General features: G+C 40.9%; 14 protein-coding genes and 1 pseudogene. 1 reads left to right on the top strand and 14 read right to left on the bottom strand.

The window, feature by feature from the left end:
* Positions 1 to 3 precede the first annotated feature (3 nt).
* Positions 4 to 1,446 (top strand): DUF4832 domain-containing protein, encoded by a 1,443-nt coding sequence (locus G5B06_RS13690; protein WP_173772284.1) that lies wholly within the window; start codon positions 4 to 6, stop codon positions 1,444 to 1,446.
* 1 nt (position 1,447) lies between these two features.
* Here G5B06_RS13690 and G5B06_RS13695 read toward each other — a convergent pair whose 3' ends face one another.
* The 14 genes and pseudogenes from G5B06_RS13695 to G5B06_RS13760 form a co-directional block, all read right to left on the bottom strand.
* Positions 1,448 to 2,755 carry a DUF4832 domain-containing protein gene (locus G5B06_RS13695; RefSeq protein ID WP_244094575.1) on the bottom strand — a complete coding sequence of 436 codons (1,308 nt, stop codon included), beginning with the start codon at positions 2,753 to 2,755 and terminating at the stop codon, positions 1,448 to 1,450.
* Positions 2,730 to 3,515: a glycosyltransferase family 2 protein gene (locus G5B06_RS13700; protein WP_173772288.1), complete on the bottom strand. Its 786-nt coding sequence runs from the start codon at positions 3,513 to 3,515 to the stop codon at positions 2,730 to 2,732. Before G5B06_RS13700 ends, G5B06_RS13695 begins: the two co-directional genes overlap by 26 nt.
* Before the next feature lie 23 nt (positions 3,516 to 3,538).
* Positions 3,539 to 4,786, bottom strand: coding sequence for a glycosyltransferase (locus tag G5B06_RS13705; protein WP_173762256.1), 1,248 nt, complete (start codon positions 4,784 to 4,786; stop codon positions 3,539 to 3,541).
* Positions 4,783 to 5,154, bottom strand: a complete 372-nt coding sequence (locus tag G5B06_RS13710) for a hypothetical protein (protein ID WP_173762255.1) — start codon at positions 5,152 to 5,154, stop codon at positions 4,783 to 4,785. The genes G5B06_RS13705 and G5B06_RS13710 overlap by 4 nt, the downstream gene beginning before the upstream one ends.
* Before the next feature lie 15 nt (positions 5,155 to 5,169).
* The gene (gene pelG / locus G5B06_RS13715) at positions 5,170 to 6,615 is read right to left on the bottom strand and encodes an exopolysaccharide Pel transporter PelG (RefSeq protein ID WP_173762253.1); all 1,446 of its coding nucleotides are present in this window, start codon (positions 6,613 to 6,615) and stop codon (positions 5,170 to 5,172) included.
* Between the two features lie 23 nt (positions 6,616 to 6,638).
* Positions 6,639 to 8,105: a GT4 family glycosyltransferase PelF gene (pelF, locus tag G5B06_RS13720; protein WP_173762252.1), complete on the bottom strand. Its 1,467-nt coding sequence runs from the start codon at positions 8,103 to 8,105 to the stop codon at positions 6,639 to 6,641.
* A gap of 12 nt (positions 8,106 to 8,117) precedes the next feature.
* A complete protein-coding gene (locus G5B06_RS13725; protein WP_244092619.1) occupies positions 8,118 to 9,908 on the bottom strand; it encodes a DUF2194 domain-containing protein in 1,791 nt (596 codons plus the stop codon).
* A gap of 219 nt (positions 9,909 to 10,127) precedes the next feature.
* Positions 10,128 to 11,291: an RNA-guided endonuclease InsQ/TnpB family protein gene (locus G5B06_RS13730; RefSeq protein WP_173772290.1), complete on the bottom strand. Its 1,164-nt coding sequence runs from the start codon at positions 11,289 to 11,291 to the stop codon at positions 10,128 to 10,130.
* Positions 11,239 to 11,898 (bottom strand): annotated as a pseudogene (locus tag G5B06_RS13735) (IS607 family transposase). Before G5B06_RS13735 ends, G5B06_RS13730 begins: the two are co-directional and overlap by 53 nt.
* A gap of 81 nt (positions 11,899 to 11,979) precedes the next feature.
* Entirely contained in the window at positions 11,980 to 14,340 is a 2,361-nt protein-coding gene (locus G5B06_RS13740) for a hypothetical protein (RefSeq protein ID WP_244094576.1), read from the bottom strand.
* 20 nt (positions 14,341 to 14,360) lie between these two features.
* The gene (locus G5B06_RS13745) at positions 14,361 to 15,269 is read right to left on the bottom strand and encodes a hypothetical protein (RefSeq protein ID WP_244092617.1); all 909 of its coding nucleotides are present in this window, start codon (positions 15,267 to 15,269) and stop codon (positions 14,361 to 14,363) included.
* Positions 15,254 to 17,443 carry an NAD-dependent epimerase/dehydratase family protein gene (locus G5B06_RS13750; protein WP_173762248.1) on the bottom strand — a complete coding sequence of 730 codons (2,190 nt, stop codon included), beginning with the start codon at positions 17,441 to 17,443 and terminating at the stop codon, positions 15,254 to 15,256. The genes G5B06_RS13745 and G5B06_RS13750 overlap by 16 nt, the downstream gene beginning before the upstream one ends.
* A 23-nt stretch (positions 17,444 to 17,466) precedes the next feature.
* Entirely contained in the window at positions 17,467 to 18,498 is a 1,032-nt protein-coding gene (locus tag G5B06_RS13755; RefSeq protein WP_173762247.1) for a Stealth CR1 domain-containing protein, read from the bottom strand.
* A gap of 130 nt (positions 18,499 to 18,628) precedes the next feature.
* Positions 18,629 to 20,170 (bottom strand): alanine/glycine:cation symporter family protein, encoded by a 1,542-nt coding sequence (locus tag G5B06_RS13760; protein ID WP_173762245.1) that lies wholly within the window; start codon positions 20,168 to 20,170, stop codon positions 18,629 to 18,631.
* Positions 20,171 to 20,736 lie beyond the last annotated feature (566 nt).

The raw sequence follows: 20,736 nt of genomic DNA on the forward strand, positions 1-20,736 counted from the left end.
TCCATGAAAAAAAAATTACCGGTAATCCTGCATAGTCTTTTTTTTATATTTTGTTTTACATTGGCTGTGCTTATCCTCCATCATTTAATCTCTTCCAGATATCTGAAAATTGAATATACACCTTCCTCAAGCGAAGAATCTTCCCAGAATCTGGATAATCCTTACCGCGGTTTTTATCAAATGGGCGGATACATTCTTTCAGATAAGGAAACACCAAAAACAGCTGCAAACTGGTGCAAAAAAAACTGCACCTCAAATCCCTACCCACTGATGCTTCTGGAAATCAATCTGAAAAATTATTCAGATTCTGATATCAGCACAAATGCTCTTACTCAGCTGGATAAAATGCTGACTATATGTACACAGGCCAAAAAGCAGGTGATCCTCCGTTTTCTCTATGACTGGGATGGAAAGGCTTTATCTGCAGAACCATCCAGCCTTCCGCAGATCAAAAAACATATTTCACGGCTTTCCACTGTTGTCAACAAACATTCTGACTGTGTATATATCCTGCAGGGAACATTTACAGGAAATAATGGTGAGATGAATAATTCCAATTATGGAGATCTCAATCAAATACGTCAGATCATAGAAGAACTTGACAATGATATCTCCCGGGAAATTTATCTGGCAGTCCGTACTCCGGCGCAGTTAAGAGGTATTCTCCGTACCAGTACGCCACTTTCAAGTTCAGAAGCTTACAGCGGCACACTCGCATCCAGATTAAGTCTGTTTAACGACGGTATGCTTGGATCAGTCTATGATCTCGGCACCTACGGAAGTACACCTCTGAAATCCAGCAGCAAACCAGAAGAACAGGGTACCCGCAGTGATGAACTTCTTTTTCAGTACAAACTCTGTCAATATGTTCCTAATGGTGGAGAGGTTACTGTAGACAACGAATACAATGATCTGGATAATGCCATCTCAGATCTCTCACAAATGCATGTGTCTTATCTGAATTCGGAACATGATGAAGCAGTCCTTAACAAATGGAAAAATTCTACTTACACAGGATCAGATACCGATGTTTTTTCCGGATGCAGCGGATATGATTACATCAGTGCTCATCTGGGCTACCGTTATGTTGTACAGCAGTCCTCCATTGATTTTCATTCTGTACTCGATGACACTGCCACTTTATATCTGACAGTTGCCAATACCGGATTTTCCTCTGCATATACGAAATTTACCACAGATCTGATTCTCACCAGCAAAGATACCGGTAAATCAGAAAAAGTTGAAACAACTATTGATAACCGTTCTATCGCAGGTAATGATTTCTCTGAGTTTAAACTCAGCCTGAATGTTCGCTCCCTTAAAAAGGGAACTTATACAGTTTCTCTTCGTATGAAAGATCCATACACAAAAAACTATATCCATTTTGCCAACAAAGGATATGAAAAAAGCAAAACAGCTCCTGTTGGTACTCTTACTCTTCAGTAACTCAATATGTATGCAGGCAGCCAATATAAAGGCTGTCTGTACTGCCTCTATTGGCCAACCGAATACTTCGCCCGTCTGATCTTCTCCGGGCTTTCAGGAAAACTTTCCCGTGGGCAGGCTCTGTCACTGCTTTTCCACAGAGAACAGTTCCCGGCAATATTTTCCGCAGATCCATAGAAACCGGAACTTCTTTCTGCTGATCCTCATTCTCGATCATCAGAAATAATTCCGCATCCTGAAACAGCTTTCCAAATCCGGTATTTTCAATTTCAATGGTAAATTCTGCTTTTCCACGCCATGTACGTTTCATCTGAACACTTTTGACTGTCAGGCGATAACCAAGGTGGCTGCCTATATATTCATAAAGGCTTCGCCCCTGCCAGATCCCGGAGCCTGTATAATTTATCTGTTTCCACCGGTTAAGAACCTCCATATCGTAAGTACTGTCCAGATAAGCAAGATGCATGTTCTTCAGTTCACTGATGATGAAATCTGCCTCCCTGACTTTCGCAGCATCTTTTCCTGTACAGGAAGTCACCTCACCTCCACAGGGCAGGCTTTCTGTAAGCCGGCTGATAAAATCCAGCTCTTCTTTTCGGGTCCATGCACCGCTCCATCCTGCCGCCTCTTTTGTCATAGTACCGAATGTTCCAAGATGTGTCAGAGATCCCAGGATACCATCGTCAAACAACGACAGCCGGGAGTATTTTTTCTGCAAAAAATCCTCTTCACTTTTCAGGGTTCTCCACTGTGACGGCGTACGCACAGCCAGACAGATATCCTCTCCAAGGTACCCCCTCATACAGCTCCACATCTTATGAAGATGTTCCGGAGATAAATATTCGGAATCGTGCATCTCTCCCCAGCTGCCAACCAGCATTCCCTGAAAAATAAACACAGAATGTTTTACACTTTTCAATATTTCTCCGATCTGTCTCATGTGCTCCAGCACCAGTTCAAAAGCATCCGGCTCGCAGCTTCGTCCATTTCCTTCCCGGTCATATACAGGACGAAGAATCACATCCTTTTTGTATTGCATAAAAAAACTGAGAATGTTCCTGATATTTCCAAGGGCATCTTCATCCAGCAGCTTACTGCGATATGCGTGGATATCAAGCAGTACCAGTGCCAGCGACTCCCCCTGTCTCAGACTCCATCTCAGTTCTCCCGGATCTATACTCTGTTCAACCATAAAAGTATAGATCCCGTACCATCCTCTGCCGGGATTTTCCGGTTCATCCAGACTCTCTGCGAGTTCTGCCTGCCGGAAATCCCAGCCATTTCTATTTATCATATTTTTCCAGAGCATGTATCTTACCTTCATCCATCTTGAGGATTTTTTCCCTGATCCATACTGCCAGAACGGAAAAAGTCATGCGGAACATATAGAGTATTGGCTTCAGCCCGGAATGCATGCTGACTCCTTCTGTTCTCATGTGCATCACTGCCGGAATTTCCCTGACCCGGAATCCCAGAAGCAGCATCTGCATCAGCATATTTGCGTCTGGATATTTGTCATCAAAGTTATCATATTTGGAATAAAAAAGAAAAGTTCTCCAGCTCAGCCCCTGCAGGCCTGTAGTCGGATCAGAAATGCTTCTTCCTGTTCCCAGTTTCAGCATTGTCCGAAACCACGCAAATGCAATTTTTTTCGCCGGAGATACCGGGAAATCTGTGCTTCCTTCCATAAATCTTGAACCCAGAACAATATCCGGAAGCTCACCGTTCGCATCTCTGGTCTGCAATGTCTCATAGATTTTCGGAATATTGCATACATCATGCTGTCCGTCTGCATCCATCTGTATCACATAACAGTAACCCTTTCGCACTGCATACTTATATCCAAGCTGCAGGCCACTTCCATATCCAAGATTAAATACATTAGTCACAACATCATGTTTTCTCTTTTTTGTTACATGATTGGTTGCATCTGAGGATGCATCGTTCATAACCAGTACATCTGCGATCTGCGCGATTTCCGGCTGTTCCAGCTTTTCAAGCACTGGAACAATCGTTTTTTCTTCATTGTACGCCGGAATAATAATCAAAACTTCTTTTCTGTTTTCCATGGCTTTCTTTCTCTTTTCTTACGCTATATATATCGAACTTTTGTATTCTGCTCTGCTCCATTCCTGTCATTCCTGCTGCAGCAAAACAGTTTCATTTCATCCTCCTGATTATCTGAGATCCGACGAGAGGCATTTTTTCTGTACTGCATACATTTCTCATCATCTTCCAGCAGTTCTTTTATATTTCTGCTGATGTCTTCCGCTGACAGCTGACACAAGGATCCGTCTATTCCATCATTTACCTGTTCCCGGTTTCCGCTGCAGTCTGACACCAGGATCGCACAGCCAAGAACCTGTGCTTCCTGTACTGCAATGCTTTTTCCTTCAAAACGGGTAGCATGCACATACAGATCACACTGCTTATAATAGGGATAGGGATTTTCCTCTGCTCCCAGCAGGATAAAATCTCCGGTAAGCCCAAGACTGTCTATTTTCTGCTGAAGCTGTTCTTTCAGCTCGCCTTCTCCCAACACATACCAGCGCACATTTACGCCCTGATCTTTCAGAAGTTTCATTGCGTCAATAGCTGTTTCATAAGCTTTCTGAACAGTTAATCTTCCTACAGTCAGTATCCTTTTTCCGTTATATGTATCCTCAAAACCACCTGGAAGTTCTGCTTTTCTTATGATTTCCTTCCTGTCGATCAGATTGTGGAAAATAAAGGTTCTGTCTGCACACTCGGGATATATTTTTTCAAAGCTTTCTTTTACTTCACCGGACACCGTAAAGACCCTGTCAAAATCCAGATAGCAGCTTTTATCCAGTTTTCTGCTGTAGCCTGCATACGAATAGTCCACATGCAAAAATGTGAACTTCTGCTTTGCCATCACATGATCATGGACAAAATATGTGGAACCGCCTTCCAGATAAGCGATTGCCATATCATACTCCTTATCCAGACTCATTCCGCTGTCTGACATAACACGCCACAGAAGCTTGTCTGCATGAATTTTCTTTTGTTTCAGCATAACTGAGATATTTTTTATCAGATACGGAATGTTTTTAAACAAAGCTCCTCTGGTAAACAGCCGCCTGAAAACTTTTTTATTCAGTTTCTTTTTTCCCTCTCTTGTAAGAACCGATTCTGCTGTATAATCTCTGTTCAGGATATTTACATACTCCGGCACCTGACTAATCAGTTCGCCCTGTTCAAGCAGTACATAAAGATCAGTCTGATACTGCTCCGGCGAAAATCTTTTCAGCAGCTCCAGAAGTGCTTTTTCTGCTCCGGCACCTCCAAGAGTGTTGATGACAAACAATACTTTTTTCATTTTTCTTTTTTCATTTTCTCCAGCTCTTTAAGTATTTTCTCACAGTCGTTGTTTAAAAGTGATATCTGCATGGCCATTTCCTGATTCCGTCTTTTCAGAAGGGATACCTGGGTGCTTATAAACCACAGTCCCCATAAAATTCCTGATACAACGATGATGATCAGGATCAGTCCTCTTGTGCTTATGTACCGATCCAGCTGAGACGGATTCAAAAGCACACCGGAAAGAATCATCAGCGCAGATAATAATACCCATGCAAGGCAAAATGGTTCTGTCATTTTTCTTTTTGCAAGTGACAGTACTGCTTTTACAAGCATATATGCTCCTGCCGCAATTACAAATAATCTAAGTATATCTCCTGAAGCCATTTTCTCGTTCCTTTCCTACTGCTCATATCTGTCAAATACTTTTGGCGATGGGCAGTCTCCTTTTTTCTTTTTCAGCAGATGTCCGTTGCAGAATATATGAAAATCCAGATGTTTTTCCATCCACTGAAGCCTCATATAGGCTACTGTCCATCCTGCGAAACTTCCTGCAACAAGTCCTGCACCATACCAGATCTCCGAAAAATGTGTGGAAATCATACTTCCTGCCATCGTGATCAGGCAGAATGCCAGTCCTGTCAGCACACAGCCTTTCATATCATTAAAATAATACATAAAAATAATTTCTGCATACATGAGAAACAGAATAAAATATCCTGCTGCCAGACACGGATAGATCCTCAGTGTCATTCCTCCGAAACCAAGCTGAGGAAGAAAGATCATACAGACCAGAAAGATCACCAGTGTAATAATAAACTGGACTCTTGCAAGGCTCATCAGCTCTTCTGAAAGAGTACGGAACATCCTTTTTTTCGTAATGGCGATATCCGCTCCTCTTCCGCCGATAACTGCCTCTGAATATGCCTTGTATCTGTCGTGAAAATACATTTCCACTCTGCTGATAAAGATAACACTTGCAGAGATATTTGTAAACATCGCAAGGCAGGTTGCCATATCATACGTTATTACACATACAAAGGATTTTACCACTATCATGTGAAAATCTGTTGTCCAGAAAACAAAATTATGAATATAAAGTCCCAGTGTATACAGAAAATTAGTTACAACCAGCGGCCAGTATTCTCTGAAATATCCCAGAACCTCTCTGTACTTTCCGCTGTTTTCCCTGAAATAGCTTCGCACCACAGACATTTCCATACAGGCGATCAGCCAGAACCCGACAGCCAGTGAAAACAGCATTCCGTAGGTGATACTCCAGTGAAATATTTTTACAAGAAGCAATGACAGAAAGAAGGTAACTGTCATGCCTGCTGCAAAGAAAAACGAGATTTTTTTGTAATCCTTACAGATAGACAGATACAGCATGGAATAAAACACCAGGACAAGTGCTATATATCCGCAGTATCCTGTAAAAACATAAATGATATCTACCTTTCCCACGATCACCTCGCGAACACAGAATATAATTCCCAACACAGAACTGAGAAGAATATTCATGAACATTCCCACATAATAGCAGGGCAGGATATCCTCATATTTCTCTTCATAGATCACATCCGACATATATTTTGACAGTACAGAGTTAAACGGTGATGCTGTCAGCAATGAGAAAATAAAAATATACAGCACTGTACAGGAAAACAGTTCCCTTGTAATATAAGCTACAGAGGAAAAATCCAGAAAGTATTCCATAAGTACAAGTGCACCGATCACAACAAGCATTGGCGCAATGGTAACGACCGTACTGTATCCAACTCCTATGATATCTGTTGTCAGCGTATTCTTTTTATATATGTTTGTCAGTTTTACACCTATTCCAGCCATGTATTCTCTCCGTCCTGAGATTATTATTTTCCTATACTGAAAGGCTCCTCCGTCCACTCAAGTCCCTGTTTATCAGAAAATCCTTTGTAAATGTCCTGATACACTGCTTTCATCTGTTCGATCCGGTAAAACGCATTTACACGTTTATAACCGGCTTCTCCCATACGCAATCTTTCTTCTTCCTGTAAGGACATCGTCACCATGGCATGGGCGATCTCCTCAATATTCATAATGTGTGTCAGTATCCCTGCTTCCCCGAAATCATCGTTGCTGCCATAGATCAGCTCCCGGCAGTTTCCTACATCTGTAGCTATAACCGGTTTATGAGCTGCATAGCTCTCAAGGATCGTCAGCGGCTGTCCCTCACTGATGCTGGTGAGCAATGTGAAATCCATTTTTCCCAGATAATCTTTTACATTAACTCTTCCTGTAAACTCGATATCTTTTGTTCCCAGGGACTCCACCAGATCATAACATTCCTGAGCGTATTTCACATCCTCGTCTGCAGGTCCCATGATCCAGAGTTTCAGATTTTTGACCCTTTTTTTTGCAAAATCAAATGCCTGTATCATGGTCTTTACGTCTTTAATCGGGGTTACACGGAGAACAGCTCCCGCATTGATAAACTGCTGCTCTTCTTCATTCTTTCCCGGAAGATCTGCCAGTGCTTCTGTGTTGATACCATTGGGTGTTACTTTGATTTTTTCTTCCGGGCAGCCAAGCTCGATCTGAAGCTCCCTTGCATGATCATACAGACAGGTGACAGTGTCCGCTTTCTCATAGGCCAGAAGAGACATCTTCTTAAACTGCTCGATCCAGATATTTTTATATACGCCCCTGACCCAGGCAGCCTTGATCAGCTCCTCCTCACGCTCTCTGGTGTAAATACCATGCTCAGATATCAGAAGAGAGCTTCCATGAAAATGTTTCGCCATACTTCCCAGGATCCCGGAATAACCGGTAGCTACACAGTGATAAAGATCCGCTTTCGGCACATCCATCTTTAATGTCCAGAACATTGGCAGATAGATCGATCTCAGTGTCCAGAGAAAATCCGAAAAATTGATGTTTGAATAATTTCTGTTATAACATTCCCTAGCGATCAAAAAAAAGTCCTCGCCCATAAGAAGATCATCTACAGAAAGACGTTTCTTATGAAACAGATCAAAGATCACGCCCCAGTCTGTTTTCCGGTTCAGGACCATGTTCAGAAGTTCATCGTATTCTTTACGGGAAATATGAACTTTTTTTCTTCGTTTTCTCTTTCTGTCTCCGCCTTCCCACTCACTGTCCTCCAGATATACCTCATAAACCTGTGTAAGATTTTCCGGAAGCTCATAGACAAATTTTCCCCGAAAAGAACGGTTGGCTACAATTGCCAGCAATATAAATTCCACATTTGGAAATGACTTTATCAAACTGTTGATCCAGCCGGATACACCTCCGACTACATACGGATAACACCCTTCTGCCACAATACAAACTTTCATCTGTGTCCTCTCTTATTTGCTGTAATGGAGTCCTGCTGTTTTTACCTGGATCTTCACAGTTGTATCCTGTGCCTGGATCAGATAAACATTATCCTCCAGTTTTTTCTGTGTGCCGCCTTCGATTTCTTCGATTTCTTCTCCATGGGTTCTTAAGATAAACCAGCTTCCGCTCTCAGATGTTTTCAGAATAATCTCATCATCTGTCCTGGTCTCTGAAAAATCCAGATTCAGGAAGGTTCTTGTTCTGGTATTGCTCTCGGAAAGTGTGGTGCTGTCAAAACCGGTAAATTTTTTCCAGTAGGTGAGAAGATTGCTGGAAAAACGTTTCTGCATGATCTGCCAGCGGTCTTTTTTCCGTTCCGGCCAGAAAATCTTCTGCATATTCAGCATAACATTGGTATAGCCCAGGGAGCTCTGAATACTTCTCATACGGATATCATCGCTGTAGGTATAATTCATTCCGTCACTTGTGACAGACTGCAAGGTTACAGAATCTGTACAGTAGGATATTACGGGCTCATCCTCTGTGTATTCACATACCAGAGTGCTTACATTCTTCATTAATTCAGTATTCATCAGAGCTTTGACGGTGTCCAGATCCTTTTCTTCTGTATAAGCTGCTCCGTATTTATAACTGCTGTCAGCCTTCCGGAAAAACTCAGCATCCTGATTCAGTTTATCTCTTAATGATTCCGCATTTTTATACTGCAGGGACAAACCGGCTTCCGCATTCTGTTCTTTCATCTGTTTCAGATAAAATACCAGATTCTTGCTGGTCGGCTCTATTCCATCCTCGTAGTTTGTCTGCGGCTGCATAAAACAGCTCATCTTCAAGCCGCCTTTTTCGACAATGGATATAAGTGACGGCCACATGATATCTCTGGCCATTCCTGTTATGGACTGACTGTATAACTCCATCATCTGTTCATTATTCTCATCTGCAAATACAGGAAAATTGATCATGGAAAGATTCTGTGCATTGACTACCGGATAAATGTAATATGAAGATGCCTCTGCCACCATGCCATCCAGAAGACCCAGTGCCGTACTGTCTTTCATGTAATCTCCAACTACACAGAAGATGCTTCCGTTCCGGATTCCGTTTCTCCAGATCAGTGTGGGAAGTTCTTCATTTTCTACCGTTTCCTTCTGTTTGGACTGATCCAGGAGTCCGACCATATAGGTCTTGGTTCCGCTGCCAACCTGATACCAGGGCACATTAAGCTGCAGATCCTGTCGATCTCTTTCATCTTTATCTTCCGGCGTTTCATAAATTACCTCTCCACCCAGAAGCAGCCCCTCAAAAAGCTTTGCCCCTGTAAGTTCTGTTTTTTTGGAGACGATTTTATAAATTCCCAGAAAGTCCTGAAGTTCCTGATTCTTTTCAATATTCTTCGGATCTTCCAGACATCCGAAGACAATAATCACACCTTTTTGTTCCAGTTCTTCTATTTTTTTCAGATTATCATCAAGTGCATACTTTTCGGACTCCAAGATCAGCATTCCCGGAAGATTTTTGTCATTCTCTTTAAATTTCTCCATGGAACTGCATTTTGAAATATCCCATTTTGCATAAGTGCACCATCTGCTTACAGCCTCTGCCATATCAGAAGACGAATCACCTACAAAAAGTACATACCTTCTGTCCGTTGTTCCCACAGACGCAGGATCGAGTTCTTCGTTTTTCCAGACATTTTTTCCATCATTCTGTTTTGGTGCAAGATTTGAGTTTACATCATAAGTATTCTGCCTGTCCCTCAGCACCATGGAAAACTGAAACATAAACAGTAATACGAACATCATGATAGCTATGCTGAAAAATTTTCTTCTGGAAACCATTATGTTAATTATTTTCCGTTACTGAAAACTTATAAAAAGTTATAAACTTCTATGTTTCATTCCTACTTCAACGAGTATGCTTTTGATGATATAAATATCTATCTACTCACAAGTTCTTGTACTCTCCATAGGCGTAAATTCCGGATTAACGTACCCGTACATATTTGCACTAACGTTTTAGTGTTAGCTTGCAAATCTTTCTCCATAAGCCTTGAGATTTATAGATGCCTGAAAATCTCTACCAATGACATTTCCACAATCACATTTATAAATTCTGTCAGATAATTTCAAGTCTTTTTTAATATTTCCACAACAATCGCAAAGCTTTGATGATGGATAAAACCGATCAGCCACAATAAGCTGAATCCCTTTATCTCTGCACTTGTGTTCAAGCTGCTTTCTAAACTCAAAAAAGCCCTGATTCTGAACTGCTTTTGATAAATGTCTATTTTTCATCATTCCACTAACATTCAAATCTTCAATACAAATAAATCTTGGTTTTCGATTTACAATTTCAGATGTAGTCTGATTCAAATAGTTCTTACGGATATTTGTTAATCTGTGATTTCGTTTTAATAAAAGTTTTTCCTTTTTGATTACATTATTTGTTTTGCAGTAACTTTCTCCTTTCTTATTTTTCTCGTAAGAGCGAGAGATACTACGCTGTAATCTGCGTTTCTGTTTTTCCAGTTTCTTTACTTTCTGACTTTTATTGATGTTCTTATACTTAGCTCCATCAGAGCAAATAGCCAGATCTTTGATTCCCAGATCTATACCAATTCCATCATCATTAAGTTTTTCTATGCAATCAGGAAATTCCACACATACGCTGATCCACCAGTTCAATCCGTCAAAGGATATTCGCGGATTCATGTATTTAGCATCTGTAGGAATACGACCATGCTCTGCAAGTCTTACCCAATTTAGTTTTTGTTTATTTCTTTTCCTGCTCGAAGAAAATCCTTCAAACTTAACATGAGTATTGCTGAATTGTATCTTAATATTATCCTGATAGAACTTCGGCATTGATCTCTTTTTTGACTTGAATCTTGGGAATTTCTGCAAACCTTTGAAAAAGTTCTTATAAGCAGTGCAGGCATCTTTGATTGCCTGTTTGGTTACATTATTTGAAATACTCAATAACCATGCGTATTCATCAGAATGTCTAAGCTTTGTAAATTCTTTTCTGAGTTCTGCATCTGAAATGAATTTTCCGCCTTTTTCATAGTTTTCTATTTCCCTTGCCAAAGCCCAGTTATAAGCAAATCTTGAAGCACCTGCGTACTGAAACATCTTAGTTTTCTGTACATTGTTTGGTATCAACATTGCTTTTATGGCTTTTACCATCTGCTTCCTCCTGTATCAGTTCCCGGATAAGTTTCTTGGCTTTATTCGCTCGTTTTCCTTGTAATTTGCAACTGAATACTGTGATTATCTGAACCAGATCTTCAACAAGTTCCTGCTGTTCGGATTTTTCAGTATTATCAATGATCTCAATCTCACAATTATAAAGCGAAGCGATATATTCTATCAATTCAAAACCAAATCGCAATAGCCGATCTTTATATAAAACAACAACCTTTTCAACCTGATTTTGAGATATTCACCTGATCAATTCCTGGAGTCCTTTTTTCTTATAATTAATTCCGGAACCGATATCACTTATTATCTCAAATAGCTGTCCTTTTGCCAGAAGATATGTCTTAACATTATCAGTCTGTCGTTCCAGATCATCTTTCTGTCTATGGCTGGAAACGCGACAATATCCAATTGTAATGCGATTTTTAGGCTTTACATTTATTACCTGGTTGAGTTGCTCGTCAGAATAATATCTATAGCCGCTTATTGTAGTATGATGCGGATGAAGTTTTCCATTGGCATCCCAATTTCGTAATGTCTGGGCGGATACGCCTATAATTTTTGAAAATTCATGTATAGAATAATATTTACCCAAAGCATCAACTCTTTTCAATAATATTCTGCTCTAATATTTTATAAAACTCAACATGTACTTATATGATTTTATAATTTATATTTAACTGTTAATAGCCTCCTGTGTCTGAACCTGATTATATCCGTAATCTATAGCAAAATTATACTGATGATACATATTCTGAGGCATTACATAACATATAAAATCTTCGGATTCATAGTATACTTTCATATCATTTGGATATTTTTCCATAAATGCCTGTGCCCAGTAATACATTCTGGACATAAGGATCCATCTTCCTTCTCCCTGATACATGGAAATTCCACCAACATTTGGCAAATTCTGACTGGCCCCTTTTTTTGAGATGGACTGACCACTTCCAGAATACACCACAGAATAATCCAACGGAATTTTTTCTATAAAGAAATATACATTCTTCGTAGGAATAATTACCTTAGTGTCCTTATCCATCTTTTCCAGCTTACGTAAAAAAGTGATTATCTCATAATGCCATCCATGATCCAGGCCCATCTGAGTTTCATCGTTGGCTGATACAATAGTCCATGTCTTATCTTCATTTTCCCTGATAATATTTGTCAGACAGGTCAATGCTCCATTTGATACATAGCCGGACAAAAAATCTGGTGTTTTGATCAGATCCTGGTGAATCATTCCTGCTACAGTTATCACTGTCAGTCCTAAAGCTGCTGCATTTCGAATGACTCTCAAAATCCTGGGCATAAATATCAGGTAAAGAATTCCATCTCCCAATAATGTCAGCACAGCAACCAGAAGATATGCATAGTAAATACTGCATCTGGTCGGATCCATCAAAACCGGAAGTCCCAGATTTCCCGCGCAAAGCAGTAAAGTCAGAATTCCCATACAAAATCCTGCTGACATCAGCATTTCACCATAAGCAGTCCTGCGAAAAATAATAAACACCAATCCTAGCAGAATCAATACTCCAATTCCCGTCAGCACAGCATACGCACACCATTTCTCCGGTAAATTAATAATAAACTCCCGGAGTCGCTGAGCCATCATATTCCATACATTTTTTATTTTTTCCGGAATTTCCCCCACTTTTTCACTAAGAGAAGGATTCGGTGCTTCCGTAATAACTGGAGTATTTGTCTGGGACTGTACTGCCGCGTTTCCTGCATTTCCTGTACTTTCCGTATCTCCGTTCAAACTCGCGGCAATCTCTTCTATTGTCATATTCTGTATATCTATATTCTTTTCTTCCTGTATATTCTTTTCTTCCTGTTTTGTATCAGAGTTTCCACCATTAATAACACTAAGTCCCCAGCCAAGCGAGCCCTGAAGAGGTGTTCCTCCTGCAAAAGCAATCGTCATTGGAAGAACAGCCAGAAATACACTGATAATTCCCGTCATCATAATACGACGAAAATACTCTTTATTCAAGAAGCGAAAAACATATCCAACAGCAATTCCGATGCAGCAGAGTCCCGCAATCATAGTTCCGTAAAAATGAATAGCTAATGTCAACGAAAACGCAATGGCAAAACACCCAAGTGTCAGTTTTGTCTCTTTTGTCTTCAAATTTTCTTTTTCTGTCTGAAAAAACCGGATCAGAAAATATATAGACGGGATTACAAAGATCATACCGAATTCCTGGGGCAATGAAGCACCAAAACGCGAATATGTCTGCCTTGCCCAGAAGCTTCCAAGTATATATACAAGTACTCCTGCATACGGAAAATACAAAGATCTGCACAACATTTTCAGCATTGCAAGAAGAACCACATGAATAAAAAATACCTGTACCAGATAAAACAGACACAAGATCACATAAGTATCCACCCGAAAAACTGTGTGCAGATAATACACCACGCAGTGAAATCCAAAAGGATATACACCACTTACAAAAAGATTTCCCCGGCTCATCTGATTGATCCAGTTAAGATGTACCGGAATATCAGATGCTCGATATCCATAAGTAAGGATCAGCTGTCTGCCGTAAACCCAGAAAAGCGCCGCAGCAATTGCACCTGCCAATATCCATTGCAGGGTATTACATACCACTTCGCAATAAAAGAAACTGATTACATATTTCAGCATTCTGATGAACTTTTGCCATACTCTGTATAAGGCTCCTTTTATTCCCATGCTGCCTTGGAGAAGTTTTCTGCAAGCTTCTGCATTCTTTATGATAAGTTTTCTCAGAGAAATCCGGTTCACTCGGCTCCAGATCAGCACACTCAGAACCACAGTAAGCAGTACAAGTGTCTGAAAATTGGAAATATGAAGCAGCTGAACCGCAAATACAATATTTATAATATAGAAATTTCCAAATGTATAACACATCAGAAACTGCTCTGACAATCGTCTTCCTCTCAGTACTCTGCGAAACATAACTGCCGGAAGCAAAACTGTCAGGCCTGTATAGGCAGCAAATATACCCACAAATTGTAATATAACCAAAGTTGTCATTGACATATCTGTTCACCCTTTTACTTCTACATAAACGTTCTGATCAGTTCAAGTGTCTCATTATCAATAATAATATCCGAACTTCTTAATTCCTGCATGACCTGGAAAAATTTCTCTTTGTTTCCGCAGGAGAAACAGAGCTTCAGCTGGCAGGTGTAACTGGAAAGAACTCTTGGATACTGTTCCATGGCTCTGTCGCACCACAGTGTACATTTTTCGTAGTCTTTGATTTCCAGCAGACGCTGGCAGACTTTTTCGTAGACTGTGCTGCTGATCCTGATCTTGTCCAGATCCCATGCTTTCTGCAGGACTTCCTGCATCTTATCTGTCATGGATTTCTGCTCAATATCTGTGAGTACTTTCTGTTCCAGGATGGGATTCATATACTCCACAAGATTCACGCAATTTTCAACCTGCTGCTCGTTTTCTTCCTGGCACAGAAGATATTTTTTCTGTACCTGGCTTCGGAAATTATTCAGCACGTCCTGGAGAATGGATGCTGCATAATGAGCAGTCTCAGAATCCTTACTGTTCAATGCCAGGTTAATAGAGGACAGGGAATTCTGGTAATCTCCTCTGATCACATTCAGCATCAGAGTACGGAGACTTTTTTTGTCTGTAACTTCCAGTGCTTCTTCAAGAGATACCATATTTCGTTCCATTTCTTCGTCCGGGCGCAGAAAATTCTCTGTTCTGTCCTTACTGAACACAATATCCGAAAGATCCATTCCCTGTGATGAAAACAATTTAAACAGGATAAAAGAAAGCAGCACAAACATAGGCCCGACTACAGGACACAGAAACATCATGACCGCCTTCATCCAGACACTCCGGAGATTTTCTTTTCTCCGGATATGATTCCAGACCAGATAGATCACAATAACAATTAAGTTTACGATCAGCAGAAAAATAAATAATTTCATTCTTTGTGACATACTGCCATCTTCTCCACACATTCTGTTTTATAACCGTTTTTCTCAAATCGTTCCTGTACGATCACAGCACTTTCTCTTGTTGTGTTTGTAAGCAGGATATAAAGATTTCCATCCGGCATGATTCCCAGATAATCGCTGTCTCGCAACTGTCCTGACATATGCTCATCGATCTCACGGTACTGTTCCTTTGGGATATCCACTTTTACAAGCACACATTCCACCAGGTTCTTAATCTCTGCATTCATATAAGCCTGTACCAGGGATTCAAAAGCATCCGGCTCCAGAATTTCAGAATCCCGGCTGTAATGCTGATCTTCCAGTGCCTGCATATATCTCTGTGCACGGAGCATCGCGTTCTGGATCAGATAGCTGACAACAGTTAAAAAATTTGCCTGGCCAAGAGTCATTTTTTCCCAGCGTAATCCCCAGAGCATGATGATCATCTGAACCTCGCCGCCCTCGTAAATTCCTCTGGCCATCAGCGGGTAACGCTCGTCCATATTTTTGTTGATATATACCTTCTGCTCAGTCAGGGCATCGTATATTTCCGTCATTTCCTTATAACGGATAGAGTTTCCAAGACTTCTTGCCTTATCTGAGCTTGCGGAAAAAATACGGGCGTAATCTCTGTTGACTACATTATAAAGAGCTACATCCTTGGTCTGCATCAGCTTCTCCAGCATTTCTACCGCATAGAAAATAACTTCATCGGGCATACGCTGTTCCAGTCCTGCTGTGATGCTGTAGATCTTACCGATACTGTCTTTATGGTCGATCAGCTGCTGTTCCATGATTTCTTTTACACGGACATTACTCTCGTTGATATCGCGGATATCTGCAATCTGCCTGCTCAAATGTTCCTCCAGTTCCTGGCTTTCCAGACGCATGGTACGGATCTGGTCACGCATATATCCTACAACAAGTCCCAAGATAAACAGCTGGGCGATCCACACATAGGTATTGTAATCCACAAGTACCTCAAATCCGCTCCGCGTATACATCTGCCGGAACATATATCCTGCAACCGCCAGTATTGCAGAAAAAGTAGCCTGCTGCTGTCCGTACACAATGGCAAAAAGCAGCACATACAAAAGGAACGGATCAAGATTTGCAAAATACTCGCTTCCTACAGTCCGGTTATTCATCATAAAAAACGGAATAAAGCAGACCATGTTTTCGAAAAACGGGAAAAGCACTTTGATCAGCCATCTCCATTTCTCGATAAGAACCTTCCACCAGGGAAGCTTCAGCTCATCTTCATTCAGAAAAACATTTTTATGCCGCTGCATGTAAGCAGCCATGTCTTTGATATTTTTTTCCAGATTTCCAAATGCATGGACACCGTATTCCTGTTCAAAACGTCTTCCTGACAAGACGCACCTTCCATTGCTGTCTGAGAACACTGCAATGTTGGATTCTGTTCCCATGGCTTCCTGGACCTTTGCAGCAAGCTCCACCTCACTGATCACATCATTGGAAGAAAGATTGTACCGACTGCGTTCGTGCTTTGTATTTTTTACAAGCTGGTAAATATATTCCACTGCATCTTTCTCATAAAGAATAGAAAAAACATGATCTGCTTTTGCCTTGATATGCCCGTCACGCAGACAGTCCAGACACATCCGGGCGCAGATGTTATTTATGTCTTTTTTCTCTTTGGGAATGCTGTAGAGATGATCCAGGCGCAGGGTCACGATATCCAGCCCCCGGTTTATCCTGAAATTCTCACAGATTTCCTCAGCCTGGGACAAGGCATCTGCCCGGATCCCAATTCCGGAAAATTTTTCTTCCTCTTCTATATCATCCTTATAATTTCCATTATAAATTTCATCTGAAGAAAGAAAGATCAGCCGCTTCTTATTTGCCATAGAATAAGCTACCAGAATATTTACCAGATGAGAAATAAAATGCACGGTTTCTCTTTCTTCCCCATTCCAGCGGTAATTGGTATCAAATGCCCCCATAAGAATGGTCACGTCTGCATTGACACTTTCCAAAATATCGTTGAGATTTTCGCAGTCATAGGCGAAGTCATATCTTTCAAATACTTTCTGATATTTATTATGTCTGTATTTATCTCCGGTCAGCAAAAAAACCCTGTGTCCCTCTTTCCGGAGCTTCAGGATCATGCTGTCCATCAGGCTGCAGGAGCCGCCCACCAACAGAATATTCATCTTTATGCCTCTCTTCCTGCTGTTTATAATTTGCGTTCGAATTCTGATTTTTCCGGAAGAATCTGATCCAGCGCGTTATTGATTTCTTTTTTGGCTTTTTCGAAATCAATTTCGTGATTGCTGTCATTGATGCAGATCATTTTTTTCTTATGCCCGATAATGGTCTGTATCAGTTTTTCGTTGGTTTCTTCTACATCATAGTATCCGCAGAATTTCTGTATATTCTCCGGAAAAAAATCTCCGCTGAGCTTCTGATATTCTCTCAGCACATACTGATTAACATCTTCTTTATGCCGGAACGGATGGCTGCATACATTTCCCAGCAGTTCCGGTTCCAGCTGCCACAGTTTTTCATAAGTACTCTTCTTAAGCGGTGACGGGCCATGTACTGTATAGAATCCAGTGAACCGGGGAAAAGCGATCTCCAGCATATTGTAAAAGAAATACATCGGCGGATACCCTATATGAAAATATGCCCCGGGCTGCTTCTTTATATTATCCCGTTTATCGAAATATTTCGCCAGGAGCATGGCGTTATTCAGATAAATATATGGCATGACTTCATCATCTGCATTGGCAACATCCGGTTGAAGAGCCATCATATCTACCGGCCTGCCGTTTCTGAAAAAGGCTTCGGCAGTTATCGGTTTTAATAAAAACATATCATCATTAAAATACACAAAATTTTCTGATAAATCTGGAATTCTATGAAAATTCCATTCAATAGTATGGGAGTTAAATGTAGGGCGGAATTCTCCGGGAATAAAATCTTCGTGTCTGACAATGTTCAGTTTAGGATTCGCTGTATCCAGCCATGCCGGGATATGCCCCCAGGTAACAAAATGGATTTTCCTTACCCACGGTGCATACTTCTCAACTCCACGGAACCAATAATGCAGATTATCCCAATCCCGATAACGTTCCTTTCTGTCATCCACACTGAAAATTCCTTTTTGTATTCTGGTGTTTTTCTTTTCTTCCTGCCATTCCGGATCATTTCCATCAACCCAGGCAATAACAAAATCTATCCCCTGATCTTTATCCTTTGTTTTCATAATTACTCCCCATGTAGTCACTTTAGGGTTAAGTATAACACATCTTTTTACTATGTTACAAACAAAAAGGAAAAACGCAGAAATCCCCTCATTACAGACACATTCTGCAATGAGGGGATCTGTTATTTTATTATTTTTTCTTTGCACGTTCATCCCAGTAAGTGCAGTCATTTCTGCCGATTATTTCTGAGGTGAATGGGGTTCCGTCATTCTTTTTGTAATGTCTTGTAGCACGGAAAACATATTTCGCGCCAACATACACGATCGGAACATTGAAATATACGATCAGGATATTTCCCAGATCGGAAAACGCCCAGAGGTTTCCAAGTTCCAGTCCTGCAATATTGCAGAGGATTCCAAATGCGGCAACAAAAAGGCCGATACAACGTACAATATTGATGCAGATCTTATCCTTGCGGATACGATTTGCCGCGATTTCCGAAAAACTGATCATTCCCAGAAGGCAGGTAAACGCAAAGAGACAGAAACACAATGTCACAAGAAATGTAACGATTCCGTTCATTGCAGTTCCCGGAGTCAGCACAGCGATAGATTCCGTATATTTCGGAAGTTTATCAAGAGCCTGCCAGTTTTCCGCATCCGCACCGGTCCAGCAATGAGCCATAACTACCACAAATCCGGTAAGTGTGCAGATCACAATGGTATCCAGAAAAACTCCCAGGGAGGCGATCACACCCTGCTCACATGGGTGTTTTGCATCTGCTGCCGCCGCTGACATTGTAATAGTTCCCTGACCTGCCTCATTGGACATCAGGCCTCGTTTTACACCCTGTGCAAGAACCGTTCCAAAAACACCGCCAAAGAATGCGTCCGGCTTAAATGCTCCTGCAAAAACGCTTCCGAAGAAATATGGAATGCGGGTAAAGTTTAATATTATAAGAAGTAATACTACTACCATATAGAGCACCGCCATCACCGGCACCATCATATCTGTCCATTTGGAAACTTTTTTGATTCCGCCAAATGCGATGGCTGCTGTGAGAACTACGATCAGTGCTCCTACTATATAATAGAAGGCAGATCCGCTTGCGATGGTTGTTCCGGTTACAATCTCTGCCATACGTCCCACTGAGGAAACAACATTAAATCCCTGTGCAGGCAGACAGCAAAGAGCGTACAGAATATACAATACGGAAAGAAAAACTCCGATCCAAACTTTGTTTCCCAGAAGTTTTCTTCCATAGAAAGGAAGACCTCCTACAAATTCGTCGTCTTTTTTTTCTTTAAAAATCTGGGCAAGGACACCTTCCATATATGCCACTGCCATTCCGAAAAATGCGGAAATCCACATCCAGAACAAAGCTCCCGGGCCGCCCACTGCAATAGCACCTGTTACACCCAGAATATTTCCCGGTCCTACACGCATGGCCGAACTTAAGAAAAACGATGCCAGCGGTGAAATTCCTGTTTCAACGACACGTTTCTCGGTCATAGTCCGAATTCCTTTTTTAAAATAGGTCACCTGCATGAACCCAATCCTGAAACTGAAAAAAATTCCGGATCCAAGAAGCAGTATGATCGCAAAGGATATGTTTCCCAGAATGGGAATGCTGCTGTACCAGTCAAAATTTGTAGGAAAATCCCACAGAAAATCAGACAGTGGACCGATAAAGCTGAACACTCCGTTGATCGCCTCAAACACTCTCTCCATAGCTATTTCCTCCCTTTTTATCTGAAGGTCTCAGAATTGAATACAGACAGGCATTCCCATCCGTCACCTTTCATTTCCGCTTCAGATTTTTATGCTATGGTTTATTATACCGTATCGCCTTGCAAAAGTCCTCTTAATTTTTAGTATTTTTGAGTAAATTCCAGAATTTTCCATCCTTATGGCCTTTTTCACATCCGCTTGCAGATTAGTCTGAACAAACAGTCGAGAAGTTTCGCAGGATTTTATAAGACTTTATGAGATATTTAGATTTTAATCACAGATTTTTAAAATGCTTCTCACAGTTCCATCACATTTTGACGGTATATTATTAAGCAAATAAAGCACAAAGCTTTTTCATCTTATAGATCATTACTTATTTTTCTTTTCATACTCTGCCGGGTCCGTTCCAAGACCCGGCCCTCCTTTTTTTCTGAGATATTCTCCCATACATTCCGCTCCTGATCATCCTTCCTTTTTATCTTCTTACAAACTCCCATCGTATACCATCCTTTCTACTACAATATATTTATGGTTAATATCCCTTACAGCCAGTAAGGAATTATCCA

It is taken from the genome of Blautia luti, assembly GCF_013304735.1.
GTDB lineage: Bacteria > Bacillota > Clostridia > Lachnospirales > Lachnospiraceae > Blautia_A.